This is a genomic window from Paracoccus sp. P2, from assembly GCF_046335115.1.
Taxonomy (GTDB): domain Bacteria; phylum Pseudomonadota; class Alphaproteobacteria; order Rhodobacterales; family Rhodobacteraceae; genus Paracoccus; species Paracoccus pantotrophus.
On the sequence record NZ_JBGOSN010000003.1, the window covers coordinates 189,885 to 205,662 of the forward strand.

General features: G+C 67.9%; 11 protein-coding genes. 1 reads left to right on the forward strand and 10 read right to left on the reverse strand.

The window, feature by feature from the left end; genetic code table 11:
• Positions 1 to 47: 47 nt before the first annotated feature.
• Positions 48 to 2,114 carry an OmpA family protein gene (locus ACDP63_RS03310; RefSeq protein WP_024843356.1) on the forward strand — a complete coding sequence of 689 codons (2,067 nt, stop codon included), beginning with the start codon at positions 48 to 50 and terminating at the stop codon, positions 2,112 to 2,114.
• Positions 2,115 to 2,962: 848 nt separating this feature from the next.
• Here the strand turns inward: ACDP63_RS03310 and phoB are convergent.
• The 10 genes from phoB to ACDP63_RS03360 all read right to left on the reverse strand — a co-directional run bounded on the left by phoB (position 2,963) and on the right by ACDP63_RS03360 (position 15,737).
• Positions 2,963 to 3,652 (reverse strand): phosphate regulon transcriptional regulator PhoB, encoded by a 690-nt coding sequence (gene phoB, locus ACDP63_RS03315; protein ID WP_024843357.1) that lies wholly within the window; start codon positions 3,650 to 3,652, stop codon positions 2,963 to 2,965.
• A gap of 3 nt (positions 3,653 to 3,655) precedes the next feature.
• Positions 3,656 to 4,366: a phosphate signaling complex protein PhoU gene (gene phoU / locus ACDP63_RS03320; protein ID WP_024843358.1), complete on the reverse strand. Its 711-nt coding sequence runs from the start codon at positions 4,364 to 4,366 to the stop codon at positions 3,656 to 3,658.
• An 18-nt stretch (positions 4,367 to 4,384) separates the two neighbouring features.
• Complete coding sequence (gene pstB / locus ACDP63_RS03325; RefSeq protein ID WP_024843359.1) at positions 4,385 to 5,182, reverse strand: phosphate ABC transporter ATP-binding protein PstB; 798 nt, start codon at positions 5,180 to 5,182, stop codon at positions 4,385 to 4,387.
• Between the two features lie 20 nt (positions 5,183 to 5,202).
• Entirely contained in the window at positions 5,203 to 6,546 is a 1,344-nt protein-coding gene (pstA, locus tag ACDP63_RS03330) for a phosphate ABC transporter permease PstA (protein WP_409927684.1), read from the reverse strand.
• The gene (gene pstC / locus ACDP63_RS03335; RefSeq protein WP_409927685.1) at positions 6,543 to 7,733 is read right to left on the reverse strand and encodes a phosphate ABC transporter permease subunit PstC; all 1,191 of its coding nucleotides are present in this window, start codon (positions 7,731 to 7,733) and stop codon (positions 6,543 to 6,545) included. Before pstC ends, pstA begins: the two co-directional genes overlap by 4 nt.
• A 64-nt stretch (positions 7,734 to 7,797) precedes the next feature.
• On the reverse strand, positions 7,798 to 8,826 hold the full coding sequence (locus tag ACDP63_RS03340; RefSeq protein WP_024843362.1) for a substrate-binding domain-containing protein: 1,029 nt from the start codon (positions 8,824 to 8,826) through the stop codon (positions 7,798 to 7,800).
• A gap of 255 nt (positions 8,827 to 9,081) precedes the next feature.
• Entirely contained in the window at positions 9,082 to 10,182 is a 1,101-nt protein-coding gene (gene aroC, locus ACDP63_RS03345) for a chorismate synthase (protein ID WP_024843363.1), read from the reverse strand.
• A 208-nt stretch (positions 10,183 to 10,390) separates the two neighbouring features.
• Positions 10,391 to 11,722, reverse strand: a complete 1,332-nt coding sequence (locus ACDP63_RS03350) for an HlyD family type I secretion periplasmic adaptor subunit (RefSeq protein WP_024843364.1) — start codon at positions 11,720 to 11,722, stop codon at positions 10,391 to 10,393.
• Positions 11,719 to 13,713 carry a type I secretion system permease/ATPase gene (locus ACDP63_RS03355; RefSeq protein ID WP_024843365.1) on the reverse strand — a complete coding sequence of 665 codons (1,995 nt, stop codon included), beginning with the start codon at positions 13,711 to 13,713 and terminating at the stop codon, positions 11,719 to 11,721. The genes ACDP63_RS03350 and ACDP63_RS03355 overlap by 4 nt, the downstream gene beginning before the upstream one ends.
• Complete coding sequence (locus ACDP63_RS03360; protein WP_024843366.1) at positions 13,710 to 15,737, reverse strand: hypothetical protein; 2,028 nt, start codon at positions 15,735 to 15,737, stop codon at positions 13,710 to 13,712. Before ACDP63_RS03360 ends, ACDP63_RS03355 begins: the two co-directional genes overlap by 4 nt.
• Positions 15,738 to 15,778 lie beyond the last annotated feature (41 nt).

Consider the following 15,778-nt stretch of genomic DNA (forward strand, 5'->3'; position numbering starts at 1 on the left):
CCGCCGGTTGATCCGGGATCAAGCGACCATCGGAAAAGAGGACCGACATGCGCCGCATCTACAAGACCACGACCGCGATGGTGACCTGCCTGTCCCTGATCGCCCCGCAGCTGGCGGTGGCACAGGACCAGCAGACCCAAGGCGCCGACGAGCAGGTCATCCTGCCTCCGGACCAGCAGCAGGAGGCCGAGGCGGGGCAGGCGCAAGAGCCGCAATCCGCGCCCGAACCCGCGGCAGAGCCGGTTCCGGCGCCGGCCGAACAGCCGCAGGCCCAACCGCAGGCCGAGGCCCCGAGCCCCGGCGATCCGCAGGTGCAGGGCGCCAGTTCGGCAAGCGAATCCCCCGCGCAGGAAACCGCCGCGGAACCCGCTGCAGAACCGCAAACCCAGGACGAGCCCGCCCCCCCGCAAGGCGAGGCCGCTGCGCAGGACCAGCCCACGCCTGCCCCCGCGCCCAAGCCGGACACGCCCGCAGCCGTGAGCCCGGCCGATCCGGCCCCGGCGCAGAAACCGCAGCAGGATGCAGCCACGCCGCAGGATACCGGCCAGGCCGGGCAGCCGGCGGCGGTCCCGGACGCCGAGGCGCTGAAGGAGGCCCTGGAAGCCGAGGCCACGCCCGAAAAGCCGCAATCCGCCCAAGAGGCCGAGCCGCAGACAGAGACGCATGGTGCCGCGCAACCGCAGGTCGATCCGGCCCGCGCGGACGAGGCCCAGCCGTCTCAGACCCCCGACGCGCAGGAACTGGAGCGCCGCCTGCAAGAACAGGCGCAACAAAGCGGGTCCGAATCGGGCGGGCCCTCGGAACAGCCTTCGGACCAGGCCTTGCCCGACGAGCAGGCCGCGGGCGAAGAACCGCGCCCCGATGCACAAGAGCTGGAGCGCCGCTTGCAGGAACAGGCCGACGGCCAGCCCGAACAGACCGCGCCGGAGCAAGCCCAATCCGAACAAGCCCCGGCAGAACAGGCCGCCGAGGTGCAGGCGCCCGAAGCCCAGGCCCAGCCCAACGCCGTCGCGCAGCGCGCCGCCGAGGAAACGGCCCCCGCGGCAGCAGCCGCCCTGGCCGCCGGCGATGCCGAGCCGGCGCAGGGCCAGTTGAACGAGGTGCAGATCACCGAGGAAAACGCCCGCAGCTCGGCCGAGGAATTCGCCACCTCGGTCATGCAGGGCATGCAGCAGCAACAGCAGCAGCCGGCCGGTGATCCGCAAGCCCAGGAGGCCCGCCGCGACGATGACGACGACACCGTCAAGGACATCGCCAAGCTGCTGCTGGCCGGGGCGGCCGGCATGGCGGTCGGCAAGATGCTGTCCAACGACCGCCAGGTGGCGCTGAACACCGGCGACCGGGTGGTCGTCACCCTGCCCGACGGCAGCCAGCAGGTGATCAAGGACGACAACGCCCTGCTTTACCGTCCGGGATCGAACGTGCAGACGGAAACCTTCGACGACGGCTCGACCCGCACCACGGTGCTGCGCGCCGACGGCAGCCGGGTGGTCACCATCCGCGACGCGAACATGAACATCCTGCGCCGCACCCTGCTGCGCGCCGATGGCACGGAGACCCGGCTGATCGACGATACCCAGGCGCAGCCGGTGCAGATCTCGACCCTGCCCGCGCCGCCGCCGGTGCGCATCAACCGCGAGCGGCTGGACGAGGCCGCGCTGCGCGAGGCGCTCAGCCGCGAGGCGGCGGTGGATCGCCGCTTCAGCCTGGGCCAGATCCGCAATATCCCCGAGGTGCGCGCGCTGGTCGCGCCGGTGAACGTGCCCGAGATCACCTTCGACACCGGATCCTCGGCCATCACCCCGGATCAGGCGCAGCAACTGGCGACCCTGGGCAAGGTGATCCGCGACAGCATCGACCGGAACCCGCGCGAGATCTACATGATCGAGGGCTATACCGATGCGGTCGGCTCGGACGCCGCGAACCTGGCCCTGTCGGATCGCCGGGCGGAATCGGTGGCGCTGGCGCTGACCGAATATTTCCAGGTGCCGCCCGAAAACATGGTGGTGCAGGGCTATGGCGAGCAGTTCCTGCTGGTGCCGACCGACGGGCCCGAGCGGCAGAACCGCCGCGTCGCCGTGCGCCGCATCACGCAGCTGCTGGCGCAGAACTGAGCGCGGGAAGGCCGCGGGCAGATGCCCGCGGCCTTTGGCAATCCCGCGAGGGCCGGATCGGATAGCCCAACGCGGCCGGCACGGACGGCTTCACTCGCCAAACCCGCTGGAATCCTGGCACCGCGGCCTGCCCGCGGCGCAGGCGCAAGTACGGGACCGATGCAAGGCCGGTTCTGACTGGTCCGACGACCGCCCCCTCGGCCCCCTCTGCCTGTGGCCGCGAATACGGCAATGTGATGGCGAACGCATTTTTCCCAGCAAACATGGCGGTATTCGCGCGCCGCGGATACGACAGGTCATGGTGCAATCCCATGGGATGCGCGTTCAAGGACGGTATTCGTGCGCGCGGGTGCGATCCATGACCATGGCCCGGGGGGGGGCGAGACGACCCGCGATATTCGTGCACGCGCGGGTGCATGTCGAGGCCTCCCCGGCCAACACCATCATGCAGCGATATTCGCGTGCGCGAGTGCGGCGCAGGCGGGCGTCTCATTCGGCCGCCTTGCTCGCGATATTCGCGCCCGCGGGTGCGACAGGAAGCCAGGCGGCCCAAGCCCCCAGCGGACCGGGGGAGCCTGAAGCGCGCCCCTGGCCAAAGGCAGCAAGCCGTGCCGGCGACACGCCCGCCAAGCCGGGCCAACCCGAACGGACTCTGGAAAACACGACGCTGCGGGGGAAGCACCGCCAACAGTTCTGCATCCCGCCCTTGGGGTTTACCGCAATCCTTGATATGCGGCACGCGCACGCCGGCCGGGACGATGCCGGGCAAACCGACCCCATGAACGGGCCCATCGTCCCCGTCGCCTGCACGCATGCCGGCGGCGGCGCGCATGGTGCCGTATTCTGCCTCAGCCCAGCGAATAGCCGGTGCCGCGCACCGTGCGCACCGGGTTGTCGCCGCCATGGGCCATCAGCGCCTTGCGCAAACGCCCGACATGGACATCGATGGTGCGGGTGTCGACATAGATATCGCGGCCCCAGACCCGGTCCAGCAATTGCTCGCGCGTCCAGACCCGGCCCGGCTTTTCCATCAGCGTGGACAGCAGGCGGAACTCGGTCGGGCCCAGGTGCAGCGGCTGGCCGGCGCGAAAGACCCGATGCTCGGCCGCGTCCAGGATGATGTCGCCGAAGCTGAGCCTTTCACCCATCGAGGCCGGGCGGGTGCGGCGCAGCTGGGTGCGCAGCCGCGCCATCAGCTCGACCACCGAATAGGGCTTGACCACGTAATCGTCGGCGCCGGTTTCCAGCCCGCGCACCCGGTCCACCTCCTCCGAGCGCGCCGACAGCATGATGATCGGGATCTGGCGCGTCGAGGGATCGGCCTTGACCCGGCGGCAGACCTCGATGCCCGAGACATTGGGCAGCATCCAGTCCAGCACGATCAGGTCGGGCTGTTCCTCGGCCACCAGCAGCATCGCCTCGTCGCCGTTCTCGGCCAGCACCACGTCGAAGCCCTCGGCCTCGAGGTTGTATTTCAGCACCTCGCGCTGTGCGCCCTCGTCCTCGACGACCAGAACACAGGGTTGGGTCTGCGCCATGGATCAGGCCCCCTCCATGCGCGGAACGCTTTCGCCCTTGGGCCGCGGATCCTCGGGCAGCTCGCCGGTGGCCAGATAGATCACCTGCTCGGCGATGCCGGTGGCGTGGTCGCCCATGCGCTCGATATTCTTGGCGATGAAATGCAGGTGCATGCAGGCGGTGATGTTGCGCGGATCCTCCATCATATGGGTCAGGAACTCGCGGAACAGCGCGTTATACATCTGGTCCACTTCCAGGTCGCGCTTGCGCACGTCGGCGGCCAGCGCCGCGTCGCGCTGGATATAGCTGTCCAGCGCGTCCTTCATCATCGCCTCGACCGTGGCGGACATGCGGCGCAGCGCCATGCCGGCGCCGTCGATGGCGGGCATGTCGGCCAGCACGTTGCTGCGCTTGGCGATATTCTTGGCGTAATCGCCCACCCGCTCCAGGATATGCGAGATCTTGATGACGGACAGCACCATGCGCAGGTCGGTGGCCCGCGGCGCGCGCAGCGCGATCAGCCGCGCGGCCTCCTCGTTGATCTGGACTTCCAGTTCGTCGATGGCCTTGTCGCGGCGGCGGATGTCGTCGGCCAGTTCGCCGTCGCGGGTTTCCAGCGCGATGGCGGCGTCGTGGATGGCGCTTTCGACCATGCCGCCCATCTTGACGACCAGCGCCTGCACGGTTTCCAGATCGCGGTCGAAGGCCGAGAGGATATGGCGTTCGTTGTTCATGTCAGCTCCCTTTCCGGCCTAGCCGATGCGGCCCGAGATATAGCTTTCGGTGCGCGGATCGCGCGGATTGGTGAAGATGTCGTCGGTATTGCCGTATTCCACCAGGTTGCCGAGGTGGAAGAAGGCGGTCTTCTGGCTGACGCGGGCCGCCTGCTGCATGGAATGGGTCACGATCACCACCGAGAACTGGGCGCGCAGCTGGTCGATCAGCTCCTCGACCTGGCTGGTGGCGATGGGGTCCAGCGCCGAGCAGGGCTCGTCCATCAGCAGAACCTCGGGCTGGGTCGCCACGGCGCGGGCGATGCAAAGCCGCTGCTGCTGGCCGCCCGAAAGCCCGGTACCGGGATCGTTCAGCCGGTCCTTGACCTCGTTCCACAGCGCCGCACCGCGCAGCGATTTCTCGACGATCTCATCCAGCTCGGCGCGGTTGCGGGCCAGGCCGTGGATGCGCGGGCCATAGGCCACGTTGTCATAGATCGACTTGGGGAAGGGGTTCGGCTTCTGGAACACCATGCCAACGCGGGCGCGCAGCTGCACCGGGTCCACGCGCTTGTCATAGATGTCCTCGCCGTCGAGCGTGATCTTGCCCTCGACCCGGCTGATGTCGATGGTGTCGTTCATGCGGTTCAGGCAGCGCAGGAAGGTGGACTTGCCGCAGCCCGAAGGACCGATGAAGGCGGTCACGGTCTTGTCCAAGAGGTCGACGTTCACGTCCTTGATCGCGTGCTTTTCGCCATACCAGACCTGCACGTCCCGCGCCGAGATCTTGATTTCCGACTGGTCCACGCTGCGCTCCAGAAGTCTCATGTCGTTCATATCGGGTCTCCTTCCCGAGATTACCACCGGCGCTCGAACTTGCGGCGCAGGAGAATGGCAAGCAGGTTCATGCAAAACAGGAACACCAGCAGCACGATGATCGCCCCCGAGGCACGCTCGATGAAGGCCGGGTCGGCGCGCTGGGTCCAGTTATAGACCTGGACCGGCAAGGCCGAGGCGGGTTCGAACAGCCCGTCCGGCGGGGCCGAGGGATAGTTCTTGACGAAGGCCACCATGCCGATCAGCAGAAGCGGCGCGGTTTCGCCCAGGGCCTGGGCCAGGCCGATGATGGTGCCGGTCAGGATGCCCGGCATGGCCAGCGGCAAGACGTGGTGGAACACCGACTGCATCTTGGACGCCCCCACCCCCAGCGCCGCGTCGCGGATCGAGGGCGGCACCGCCTTCAGCGCCGCGCGGGTGGCGATGATGATCGTCGGCAGCGTCATCAGCGTCAGCACCAGGCCGCCGACGATGGGCGCCGATTGCGGCAGCCCGCCGAAGTTGATGAAGGCGGCAAGTCCGAGGATGCCGAAGACGATCGAGGGCACCGCGGCCAGGTTCGAGATATTGACCTCGATGATGTCGGTCCAGCGGTTCTTGGGCGCGAATTCCTCGAGATAGATCGAGGCGGCGACGCCGATCGGCACCGACAGCACCAGCACCACCAGCATCATGTAGAGCGAGCCGAGGATGGCGATGCCGACGCCCGCCGCCTCGGGGCGCTGGTCCGAGGCATCGGGGCTGGTCAGGAAGGACCAGTTCCACTGGGTCGCCAGCATGCCCTGCGCCTTCAGCGCATCGGCAAGCTGCAGCTGCGCCGGCGAGGTATTGGCGTCACGCGCCGCGCTTTCCATGCTGACGCGGCCCTTGTAATAGCCGTCCACCCGGCCATTCACCAGCACGCGCGCCTCGACGGTCTGGCCGATCAGCTCGGGATCGGCCAGCACGCGGTTGCGCAGCTGCGCCGAGGCCTCTTTCGAGATCAGGTTCGAGACATCCTTGTCCGACAGCTCGGCGATGGCGATGCCCTTGTCGGCGATGGCCTGTTGCAGCGACTGCTCCAGGATCTTGCCATAGGTCAGGGTCAGCACCTTGCGCAGGTCGTCCGGGTCGCGGTTGCCGTTCTTGTCCAGCTGCGCCGCGTCCAGCGCGACCGGGATCTCCAGGTAGGTCTGGCGGAAGGCGCCGATGCCGCCGGTGATGATGGTGAACAGCAGGATCACCAGCATCACCATCGAGACCAGGATGGCGCCCAGCCCATAGGCGCGGAACCGCGCCTCGGCGGCGTTGCGCTTGCGGGAGCGCGGATCGGCGACCAGCAGCGAGGGCCGGGGCTGCGCGCCTTGCAGGGTTGCGTCGCTCATTCGTATTGCTCCCGGTATTTGCGCACGACGTAGAGGGCGACGATGTTCAGCCCCAGCGTGATGACGAAAAGGGTCAGGCCCAGGGCAAAGGCCACCAGCGTCTCGGGCGCGGCGAAATCGTTGTCGCCAGTCAGCTGGCTGACGATCTTGACGGTGATCGTCGTCATGGCCTCGAACGGGTTCAGGTCCATGCGGGCGGCGGCCCCCGCGCCCAGCACGACGATCATCGTCTCGCCGATGGCGCGCGAGGCGGCCAGCAGCACGGCGCCGACGATGCCCGGCAGGGCGGCGGGCAGCACCACCTTGCGCACGGTTTCCGATTGCGTCGAGCCAAGCCCCAGCGCGCCGTCGCGCAAGCTTTGCGGCACGGCGTTGATGATGTCATCCGACAGCGAACTGACGAAGGGGATCAGCATGATGCCCATGACCAGCCCCGCCGTCATCACCGACGAGCCGGAATTGCCCAGGCCCAGCGGCTGGGCGAACCAGTCGCGCAGCATCGGGCCGACGGTGATCAGCGCGAAAAGGCCATAGACGATGGTCGGGATGCCGGCCAGCACCTCGATCATCGGCTTGGCCACGCTGCGCAGCCTGGCCGAGGCGTATTCGGACATGTAGATCGCCGCGAACAGCCCGATCGGCACCGACACCGCCAGCGCGATCAGCGAGATGTAGAGCGTGCCCCACAGCAGCGGCAGGATGCCCAGCTGCGAGCCGCCGCCGAAGCGCGGCGACCAGGTGGTGCCGAAGAAGAAATCCTGCCAGGGATATTTCTGGAAGAAATGCCCGGTCTCGAACAGCATCGAAAAGACGATCCCGGCGGTGGTCAGGATGGCGATGCTGGAACACAGGATCAGCAGGCCCTTGACCATGGCCTCGACCGCGTTGCGGGCGCGAAAATCCGGTGCGTTGCGGACAAGCGCCAAGGCCAGCCCGGCGGCGGCCAGTACCAGCGCCAGGATGGCGACGGGCGTCGCATTCGCGGCCGGCTGCACGAAGCGCCAGATGGCGATCAGGAACAGTGCCGGCAGCGCCGTCAGCAAGGCGGCGTTCCAGCCGTGATACCTGGGCCGCGAATGCAGCCGCCGCACATCGCCCCCGGCCAGCGCGACGACGCGCGCGCGGGTGACGAAATAGCCCGCGCCGGCAAGGGCAAGGACGATCAGCAAGGTCCATGAGACAGGCATGTGAGCCCTCAAGCCAGGGAAACGGAAGGGGCGCGGGGCAGCAGCATGCCCCGCGCCCGGCAGATCATTGGGCGAGCGTCGCTTCGTCGGCGACGGCCGCCTGGGTCGCCGCCAGTTCCGGATCGGCCACCAGGCCATAGGCGGCCAGCGGCCCTTCCGGCCCGGCCAGCTCATCCGAGACGAAGAATTCCGCGAACTCCTTCAGCCCCGGCACGGTGCCGATATGCTGTTTCTTGACATAGAAGAACAGCGGCCGCGAAACCGGGTATTCGCCCGCGGCGATGGTCTCGGTCGAGGGGGTGACGCCGGCGATGGTCGCGACCTTCAGCTTGTCGGTATTGTTCTCATAAAAGGACAGGCCGAAGACGCCGATGCCGTTCTTGGCCGACTGGATGCGGGCCAGGGTCTCGGTATAGTCGCCGTCGATGTCGATGGACTTGCCATCGGTGCGCAGCGCCATGCAGGCCGCTTCGCCCTCGTCCTCGCCCTTCTCGGCCTTCAGCACCTCGGCGGCGCCCGATTCCTCGCAGCCCGCGGCGATCACCTTCTCCTCGAAGACCTCGCGGGTGCCGTGCTTGGTGCCGGGCACGAAGGCCAGGATCTCCTGGTCGGGCAGCTCGGCGCGGATGTCGCTCCACTTGGTATGGGGGTTCGGAACGACCTTGCCGTCGACCACGACTTCGGCAGCCAGCGCATTGAACCAGTCGGCCGGAGTGAAGGCGAAGTCGTTGCCGGCGATGTCGCTGGCAAAGACGATGCCGTCATAGCCGATGCGGACCTCCATGATCTCGGTCACGCCGGCGGCCTTGCAGGCCTCGATCTCGCTATCCTTGATCGGGCGGCTGGCATTGGCGATGTCGATGGTGTTCTCGCCCACGCCCTCGCAGAATTTCTTCAGCCCGGCCGAGGAGCCGCCCGATTCGACCACCGGGGTCGGGAAATCGGTGTTCTCGCCAAAGGCCTCGGCCACGATGGTCGAATAGGGCAGCACCGTGGACGAGCCCGAGACCTGGATCTGGTCGCGCGCGGTGGCGGCGGTGGCCGAGGCGGCGATCAGGGCCAGCGCCGACACGGTGAATTTCGCGGATTTCATAGGATCACTCCTGACATTTCCATGGGGCCGTTGCGGCCTGCCCGCTCTCTAGAACGGCGACGCGACGGTTATGCGAAAGGAATGTGTCAGTTTCGTAACAATCAGGGGGGAGTATTTGCAAAACAATGAAAGGCGCAGCCCGCCACGATCCGGCTTTCTCCGTTTTCCCAATACCCCATGGGGTGAATTGGCCCGCGCAGCGGGACAAGAGGGGAACGGCGTTCCCCTTGCCTGCCCCGCGCATCCGCGCCCTGCCTAGCCGATGCGGCCGCGCTGGCCGCCGGTCTGCGCCCGGTCGAGCAGCAGGTGGTCCAGGATCACGCAGGCGGCCATGGCCTCGGCGATGGGCACGGCGCGGATGCCGACGCAGGGATCGTGGCGGCCCTTGGTGATCAGCTCGATCTCCTCGCCCTTCTGGTTGATGGTGCGGCGCGGGGTCAGGATCGAACTGGTCGGCTTGACGGCGAATCGCACCACGATGTCCTGCCCGGTCGAGATGCCGCCCAGGATGCCCCCGGCATGGTTCGACAGGAAACGCGGCCCGTCGTTGCCCATGCGGATCTCGTCGGCATTGGCGGTTCCGGTCAGCGCGGCCGCCGCCATGCCCTCGCCGATCTCGACCCCCTTCACCGCATTGATCGACATCATCGCGGCGGCCAGGTCGGTGTCCAGCTTGGCATAGACCGGCGCGCCGAGGCCGGGCGGGCAGCCCTGGACCAGCACCTCGACGGCGGCGCCGACGCTGTCCTGCGCCTTGCGGGTGGCGTTGAGGTAATCCTCCCAGGCCGGCACGGCCGCGGCATCGGGCAGGAAGAACGGGTTCCTGCCGATCTCGGCCGCGTCGAAATTCGCCCGCTCCAGGTGCAATTCGCCCATCTGCACCATGTAGCCGGTGATCCGCAGCCCCGGCGCCAGCTCGCGCAGCACCGCCTGCGCGACGCCGCCCGCCGCGACCCGCGCCGCCGTCTCGCGCGCGCTGGAACGCCCGCCGCCGCGATAGTCGCGGATGCCGTATTTCAGGTGATAGGCGATATCGGCATGGCCGGGGCGGAAGGCCTGGGCGATCTCGCCGTAATCCTTGCTGCGCTGGTCGGTGTTCTCGATCATCAGCTGGATCGGCGTGCCGGTGGTCTTGCCCTCGAACACCCCCGACAGGATGCGCACCCGGTCCGGCTCCTGCCGCTGGGTGGTGAATTTCGAGCTGCCGGGCCGGCGGCGGTCCAGGAATTGCTGGATCCAGCCCTCGTCCAGCGCCACGCCGGGCGGGCAGCCGTCCACCGTGACGCCCAGCGCCGGGCCATGGCTTTCGCCCCAGGTGGTGAAGGTGAAGACGCGACCGAAGGTGTTGAAGCTCATGATTGCCGGACCCCTTTTTGCCTGCGATAGCCGCAGGCCGGGCAAGGGGCAATCCCCAGCTCGGCCCGCCGCCGGCCCGACCGGCAAGGGCGACAGCGAAAACCCGGCTGCAAGGCGAAAAATTATCCTTTCCTTTCAAGGAAAGGGCGGGTGCAGCACCGCAAATCGCCAAACCGGCGGCAAGGATCGGCCTGCCGCGCCGCCGGCCCTAGTTCTCGCGGAAGGCCCGCGACAGGCTGTCTTCGATCGGCTTGACCAGATATTGCGCAAAGGTCCGGGCCGAGGTCTCGATCATGACCTCCGCCGGCATCCCCGGCGTCGGCCGGAAGCCATGCACCCGCCCCAGCTCCGAGGGCGGCAGGTCGATGCGCACCACATAGACCTCGCGCTGGATGCCTTCGGCCTGCGTGGTCAGCGCATCGGCCGAGACATAGACCAGGTGGCCCTGAAGCACCGGGGTGGTGCGCTGGTTCAGCGAGGTCAGCCGCACCGCCGCCTTCTGGCCGATCTCGATCTCGTCGATGTCGGTGCGCGCGACATAGGTCTCGATGATCAGCGGCGCATCCTGCGGCAGGATTTCCAGGATCGGCTTGCCCGCCTCGATCACGCCGCCGGGCGTATGGTAATGCATGCGCACGATGGTGCCCGACACCGGCGCGGTGATATAGGCGCGCTCCAGCACGTCCTGCGCCTTCATCGATTGCTCGCGGACGCTGTCCAGCTCGGCCTCGATGCCCTGGCTTTCGTTCAGCGCGGCCTGCTTGTGCTGGGTCAGGGCCTGCTCGATCTCGCTTTCGGCCTTGCGCATGGCCTCTTCCGTCTCGGCGATCAGCGCCGTGATGCGGCCGGCCTCGCCCACGGCATCGGCGATGGCCCGTGCCAGGACGTTGACATCGCTGCGCCGCACCAGCCCGCGCTGCAAGAGCGTGTCTCGGGCGCCGTGGTCCTCGCGCAGCAAGGCAAGCTGGGTCTCGATGGCGGCCAGCTGCCCCTCGTAGCCCTGGATGCGCGAACGGCTGGCAGCGATATTGCTTTGCAGCAGGATGATCTCGCCATCCAGCCGGGCGCGGGCGGCGCGAAAGGCTGCCTGCTGCTCGGCCATGATGGCGGCAAAGCTGGGCTCGTCCTGGTGTTCCTGCAGGAAGCCGTCGAAGACCAGCGCCTCGGCCCCTTCATATTCCGCCCGCAGCCGGGCGCTGATCGCCTCGAGCCGGGCGCGGCGCAATTCCAGCTCGCGCCGGTTGGCGATGGCGGCGGTGCGGTCGAGCTGGATCAGCACCTGGCCCTCGACCACCTCCTCGCCCTCGTCGACCAGGATCTCGCGGATAATGCCGCCTTCCAGGTGCTGGACGATCTTGTTGCGGCCGGTGGCGACGAAACTGCCCGGCGCCATCACCGCCGCCGCAAGCGGCGCCCGGAACGCCCAAGTACCGAACCCGCCCAGGGACAGCACCAGCAGGGCGATGCCAAAGACCAGGTGCCGCGTCACCGAGCGGGGCACCCGGTCATAGAGGCCATCGGGGTCGGATCTGCTGGTCATTGGCCTGCCTCCGGCGCAGGGGGGGTCGCGGCCCGATTGCCCGGCGCGGCCTGCGGCTGCGGCTGGGCTGCCTGCGGCTGCGGGGCCATGGCGGGGGGCTGGTTGCCCGGCGGCTTGCGGCTCGCCAGCCGCTCCAGCATCTGATCGCGCGCACCGAAGGCGGCGATCTGCCCGTCGGCCAGCAGCATGATATTGTCCACGTCCTGGAGCAGCTGGTATTTCTGGGTCACGACGATCATGGTGATCCCGTCCTTCTTGGCCAGCGCCATCGCCCTGGACAGCGCGCGGTCCCCCGCCGTGTCCAGGTTCGAGTTCGGCTCGTCCAGCACCACCAGGCGGGGGCTGCCGAAAAACGCCCGCGCCAGGCCGATGCGCTGCTTCTGCCCGCCCGAAAGCGGCGATCCGTCGGCGGCCACGATGGTCTCATAGCCTTCGGGCAGCTTGGCGATCATGTCATGGACATCGGCCAGCACCGCGGCCTGGTAGATCTCTTCGTCGCGGGCATCGGGCCGCATGCGGGCGATATTGTCCTTGATGGTGCCGGGGAACAGCTGCACGTCCTGCGGCAGATAGCCGATGCACTGGCCCAGCTGGCGCTGGTCCCAGTTGCGCAGGTCCATCAGGTCCAGCCGCACGCTGCCCGAAGTGGGCAGGATCGAGCCGACCAGCATCTTGCCCAGCGTCGTCTTGCCGGCGCCGGAATTGCCGACGATGGCCAGCGAGGCGCCGGGGTTCAGCGAAAAGGTGATCGCGTTCAGCACCACCCGCTTGGTCCCGTTCGGCACGTAAAGCAGCCGCTCGACATCCAGGCGGCCCTCGGGATGGGGCAGCCTCAGCCGCTGCTGGTTCAGCGGCGAGGATTTCAGCAGCGCCGAGATGCGGCCATAGGCGGCGCGCGACAGAAGCACGTGGTTCCAGCCCTCGATGGCGCCCTCGATGGGGGCCAGCGCGCGGCCGGCGATGATCGAGGCGGCAATGACCATGCCGCCGGTGATCTCGCCGCGCAGCGCCAGATAGGCGCCCCAGCCCAGCAGCCCCACCTGCGTCAGCAGCCGCACCGCGCGCGAGGCACCGGCGAAGGCGATGTTGCGGTCCTGGGCCCGCACCTGCGCCGTCATCGAGCTGGCGGCGTCGCGGCCCCAGATGGTCACGGCCTCGGGGATCATCGCCAACGCGTTGATGATCTGCGAATTGCGCATCATCGAATCCAGGTGCAGGTTGGCGCGGCTGAGATGCCGGTTCGCCTCGGCAAAGGATTTCGCGGTGGCGCGCTGGTTCATCATCGCGATGGCCATCAGCAGCACGGCCGTGGTCAGCACCATCAGGCCCAGATGCGGATGGACCAGGAAGATCGCCAGGATGAACAGCGGCGCAAAGGGCAGGTCCAGCAGCGACAGCAGCGTCCCCGAGACCAGGAAGCTGCGCACCTGCTGCAGATCGCCCAGCGTCTGGTATTCCTGCCCGGCGCTTTGCAGCGAGGCCCGCGCCGCCGCCGACAGGATCGGCGCGCCCAGCCGGGCCGAGATGTCGACCGAGCTGCGCAGCAGCATGCCGCGCCGGATGGCGTCGAACACCACCTGCAGCAGCACGGCGCCGATGATCACCACCGTCAGCATGACCAGCGTGTCGATCGAGCGGCTGGTCAGCACCCGGTCCGAGATCTGGAACAGATAGATCGGGATCGCCAGCACCAGCATGTTCGAGACGCCGCTGAACAGCAGCACCCCCAGGATATTGGCCCAGATCCGGCGGATCGTCGCCCCCAGCGCCCCGGCGATATCGGGCTCGGACACCCGCTTGTGGAAGGCAGAGCCGCCCTTTGGCTGCGCCGTGGCGGGCGCCGGGGGAATGCGCCCGGCCTGCCGCTCGATGGTGGGGCCGGTGCCCATGGGCTTGGATGCCGGCGGGCGGGACTTGCCCTTCCCCTGCCAATCGACGCACATCTCGGGTTCGAGCACCAGCCGCTCGCTGGTCTTGTCGGATCGGATCATGCCAGCACCGTTTGCATGATGTCGGCGGGCACATCGGCATTCGTGCCGATCGGCACGAAATCACCGTCACCGGCATCGTCGCCGAGCATCCCCTCGGCCAGGAAAAGCACCGCCTCGCTGGCCAGGCCGGGCGGCGGGGTGGGCATCAGCGGATCGTGGGTTGCGACCAGTTCGGCCTGGTGCAGCAGCGCGTCGGAATAATGCTCGCCGCCGGAATAGATCGTGGCATCGACGCCGAACTCGGCGATCACCGCCGCGTTCACCAGCAGGTTCGAGCCGGTGACGACGCTGATCTCGCCTCCCGCCTGCAAAAGGTCGTCGCGATAGACCTCGATCTGGTCGGCATCGCCCAGCACGTTGGTCTGCCGCACCAGGTTCAACGAAACCATGTCGCCCTTGATATGCAGCACCCGCACCAGGTCCAGGCCCTGGAAGGCGGGGTCGTTCAGCACCGCTTGCGGCAGGCTGACATCGCCCGCCGCCGCCCCCGCCAGCATCGCGGCATGGTCCGCGCCGGCCGCGACCACCCCCGCCAGGCCGACCTGATGGATGGTCGCATCGTTGATCAGCAGATTGTCGCCCGAGCTGATCCTGCCGCCATGGCCATCGCTGACCATGATGCGGTCGTCGTCCAGCAGCACGTTGGTCTGCAAGATCGCGTTCAGGTTGATGACCTGCCCATCGACGATGATGAGATCGTAGCTCATCCCCAGTTCCAGCAGCGAGACGTGGTTCAGCGCGCCGTTCTCGCCCATCAGCAGCAGGGTCTTGTTCGCTTGAAGCGTGATCGAGGCGATGTCGTTATCCGACATCAGGTTGAACTGCTCGATCCAGTTCATGCTGATGAGGCTGCCCTCCAGCGTCGCCGTCACCCAGTATTGCGGCGCATCGTCGTCGCCCTGCGGCACCAGCATCGGGTTCGAGAAGCTGGTGTAGCTGGCGAAGTTCAGCCCCAGCGTCGGACTTGTGGCCTGGCCCTGCGCGGCGGCCGAGAGGCCGCCCAGCACGTCCGAATCGCTCCAGACATTGGTCTGGCTGATGAGGTTGTAGCTATAGACGCCCCCCGCCACGGCGACCACCGGCGCCGTCACCGCGGCGGAATGGATCGTGACCTGGTTGATCAGCGTGTTGTTGCCCAGGACCAGGTCATGGCCTTGCCCGGTCACGCCGGGGCCGGAAACGTTGGTGGGGCCGGCCGAGCTCGGCCCGTCGCGGCTTGTGACCGGGGCGCCTTCCTGCGCCTCGCGCGCCTGCTCGGCCGCCACCTCCTTGCGATAGGCGGGCATGAGCGCGTCGATGTCGGGGCGGGCATCGACCTTGACGCCGTTCTGGTACTGGCCCTCGACATCGGCGCCCTGGCGCGCATGGATCTCGGCGCCGGCAAGCTCGGTTTCGGGCAGGTCGGTCTGGCGGAAGGTCTCGGCGATCAGGCGGAAGGCGGGCTCGTCGGCGGGCATCGCCACCGGCAGGGCAAGGCCCAGCTGCTCGGCCTGCGCCGCCAGCGCCTCCAGCCGCGCCGCCAGCAGGTGCTGATCGACCAGCCCCTCGCGCATGGTATCGGCATTCACCCGGTCGCCATCGGCCAGCCGCGTCTTCTGGACCACGATGACGGCGACGGAACCGGGCACGGGCAGAACCCATTCCGGCACCGGCGTCACCACCCCGCCCGGCGGCTTGGCAGTCCAGGGCACCGCGGCATCGGGCTTGTTGGCGGACATCCCCTCGGGCGAGACCGAGGACCGCGGGAAATGGTGGTCCAGCGCCAGGACGGGCGGCGCCGGATCGGCCGAAAGCCCCTCGCCGGGGCGATAGGGGGGCACATAGCGGATATCGGGCTGGTAATCGAGCGGCTGATAGGGATGGCCGGCCCATTGCTGGATCGCATCGACCGGACCAAGGTCGGGAGCGACCTTCTTGGCCGTCAGCCGATCATATTCGATCCGCATCCGTCCATGTTCTTCCGCGAGGTGAAAAACTCCGATGAAGTGCCAGATCGCTTCTTCTGTCGCGTCGATCACCAGCATGTCTGCCACCTTCCTCGATAAAACAATTCCGGCTAGGCCGA